This window comes from Lysobacter xanthus (genome assembly GCF_047159895.1).
Genome location: NZ_BAAGAB020000130.1, coordinates 1 through 2,647, shown reverse-complemented (window position 1 = coordinate 2,647; position 2,647 = coordinate 1). Strand labels below are relative to the sequence as shown.

Genomic DNA, 2,647 nt, shown 5'->3' with positions numbered 1-2,647 from the left:
GATGCCGTGGAAGTGCCGGATGCGATCGACCTCGCCGAGCCTCGAGAAGTACGACGGCCAGAACGCCGCGACCGCGACCACGATCAGCAGCAGGAAGTAGAAACCCGCGCGCGGGTACGGCAGGCCCGGCCGCGCGGCGCCGGCGAGCGGCGTATCGGATGGAATGCTGGACATGCGGCCCCCGGGTCGACGTGCCCGAAGGATGACGGGCGCCACGAATCACGCGGCCGCCGCCGGTCGGACGGTCGCTCGCGACGAACGAAGCGTCCCGCGGGTCGCGCGGGGCCGCCGGCGGCGATCGTTTATAACGGGCGCCTCCCCGCACCGAGTGCCGCCATGAAGCTCCTGCATCGCGCCGTCCTCACCACCGTCGCCGCCCTCGCCCTCGCCTTTCCGGCGATGGCCGCACTGAAGCCCGGCGACGCGGCGCCCTCGTTCAAGGCGAAGGCCTACCTCGCCGGCAAGCGCTTCACGTTCGACCTCGCCGACGCGCTGCGGAAGGGCCCGGTCGTCGTCTACTTCTTCCCGGCTGCGCACACGCCCGGCTGCAACGTCGAAGCGGCGCTGTTCTCGAAGGCCATCGACCGCTTCAAGGCGCAGGGCGCGACCGTGATCGGCCTGAGCGCCGGCAACATGGACCAGCTCGCCGACTTCTCGAAGGAGACGGAGCACTGCGGCGGCAAGTTCCCGGTCGGTGCCGATCCGGGTGCGGCCATCGCGCGCAAGTTCGACGCGGTGCTGAGCATGAAGCCGGAATGGTCGAACCGCACGTCCTACGTGGTCGGCCGCGACGGCCGCATCGCGGCGGCGTATTCGGACCTGAATCCGAACCGCCACGTGCAGGAAATGCTCGACGCGGTGACCGCGCTGAAGACCCCGCCGAAGAAGTGATGCACGCGACCGGGTGGCGCCGAGGCGCCGCCCGGCCGGATCAGCCGAGCATCTCGAACGCCACGCTAAGCGCGGTCAGATAGCGGGTCGGCACGCGATAGAAGGTTCCGGGCCGCACCGGCGTGCGCAGGCGCGCACTCCACGTCGCGATATGCACGTCCGCGAGCCCCAGCCACACCAGGTCCTGCGTCTGCACGGTCGCACCGCGGTCGCGCAGTCGGATCAGGTGATCGCCCCGGGCGTCGACGTAGACATCCGCCCATGCATCGACCGCCGCGTGCGCATCGCTCCGCGACGCTTCGAGCGAGCGCAGCGCCTCCCGCCCCGTCGCGGGCTTGCCGATCCGCGGCCGGTCGCGGAACTGCACCGGCAGTGACAGGCTCTCGTACGCGCTCCAGAAGACGAACGGGATGTTCCGGGCCTCGAGCGCGGACGCCACGGGGTAGACGGTCTCGCCGCAGACGTTGATGTCGAGGATGGCGCCGTCGATGCCGTCGCCGCGGCCCACGACCGCCATCGCCGCTTCGATCGTCGCGAACGGGCCCAGCACGCAGGCGCCGAGCGCCTCGAGCTCCTGCCGCATGTCGTCCGCCACCAGGTACTCGTCCTCCACGACCAGCAGCCGTCCCGGCTCCGCTGCGGCCCCATCCGGTTTCATGTCCATGCGCCACTCTAGCGGGGCTACGGGAGTGCGGCGCTCACATCAAGGCGAAGACCGTCCACGTTCCTGACCGGTTCAAGCGGGACGGCCGCCGCGCGATCGCAACCTGCCGCGACACCGTGCCGCTCCGGAGCAGACCGCTTCAGGCGGCGCATGCGCGCACGACCGCGAATTCGCCTCGCCGTAATGCCTGCGCGCGGAGCATCGAACGTGTTCCGCAGGCTGCGCGTTGGAAGGACGGATACGACGACCCGAGCAGGGTCTTTCCGCAGCCTGCGGAACCTTCGTCCACCCTCTTATTGCCGTTTCGGTCGGCCGTCATGCGGCCGATGCGCGGGTACGGTGCGACCGGCAGGCGCACCGCCCGCCGCTGTTCCTGCCGGTCGCGATTGGGGTAGGCGATGGAACGCAGCCTCCTCTTCGCAGGCATCGCCTTCGCGCGGACGAGCCCCAGTCTGATGGGCTGTTCCGCATGAGCACGCCCATGACCGACCTCTCCCTCTTCGACCCGATCCGCATCGGCGCGATCGACCTCGCCAATCGCATCGTGATGGCGCCGCTCACGCGCAGCCGCGCCGCGGCCGGACTGGTGCCGTCGCCGCTCGCCGCCGAGTACTACGGGCAGCGTGCAACGGCCGGCCTGATCATCACGGAGGCGACTCAGGTCAGCGTTCTCGCGCAGGGCTATCGGGACACGCCGGGGCTCTACACGCCGGAGCAGGTCGCCGGCTGGAAGCGCGTGACCGACGAGGTGCATCGCCGCGGCGGCCGCATCGTCGTGCAGCTGTGGCACGTCGGCCGCGTCTCGCACACGAGCCTGTTGCCGGCGGGCGAAGTGCCGGTCGCGCCGAGCGCGATCCGCGCGGCGACGAAGACGTTCACGGCCGACGGCTACGACGACGTGTCGGCCCCGCGCGCGCTGCGGCTGGACGAGATCCCGGGCATCGTCGAGGACTTCCGTCGCGCGGCCGCGAACGCACGCGAGGCGGGCTTCGACGGCGTCGAAGTGCATGGCGCGAACGGCTACCTCATCGACCAGTTCCTGCGCGACGGCAGCAACCATCGCGACGACGCCTACGGCGGGGGGCACGGGAA

The 2,647-nt window shown here is 70.8% G+C and carries 3 protein-coding genes; 2 read left to right on the top strand and 1 reads right to left on the bottom strand.

The window, feature by feature from the left end:
* Window positions 1–336: 336 nt before the first annotated feature.
* On the top strand, window positions 337–891 hold the full coding sequence (locus ACY35P_RS15335) for a peroxiredoxin (protein WP_462116702.1): 555 nt from the start codon (window positions 337–339) through the stop codon (window positions 889–891).
* Window positions 892–931: 40 nt separating this feature from the next.
* On the opposite strand, the gene ACY35P_RS15330 is transcribed toward ACY35P_RS15335, so the two are convergent.
* Complete coding sequence (locus ACY35P_RS15330; protein ID WP_462116701.1) at window positions 932–1,555, bottom strand: response regulator; 624 nt, start codon at window positions 1,553–1,555, stop codon at window positions 932–934.
* A 481-nt stretch (window positions 1,556–2,036) separates the two neighbouring features.
* Here ACY35P_RS15330 and ACY35P_RS15325 point away from each other — a divergent pair.
* Window positions 2,037–2,647, top strand: a 611-nt coding sequence (locus tag ACY35P_RS15325) for an oxidoreductase (protein ID WP_462116700.1), incomplete at its 3' end; no start/stop codon positions are given.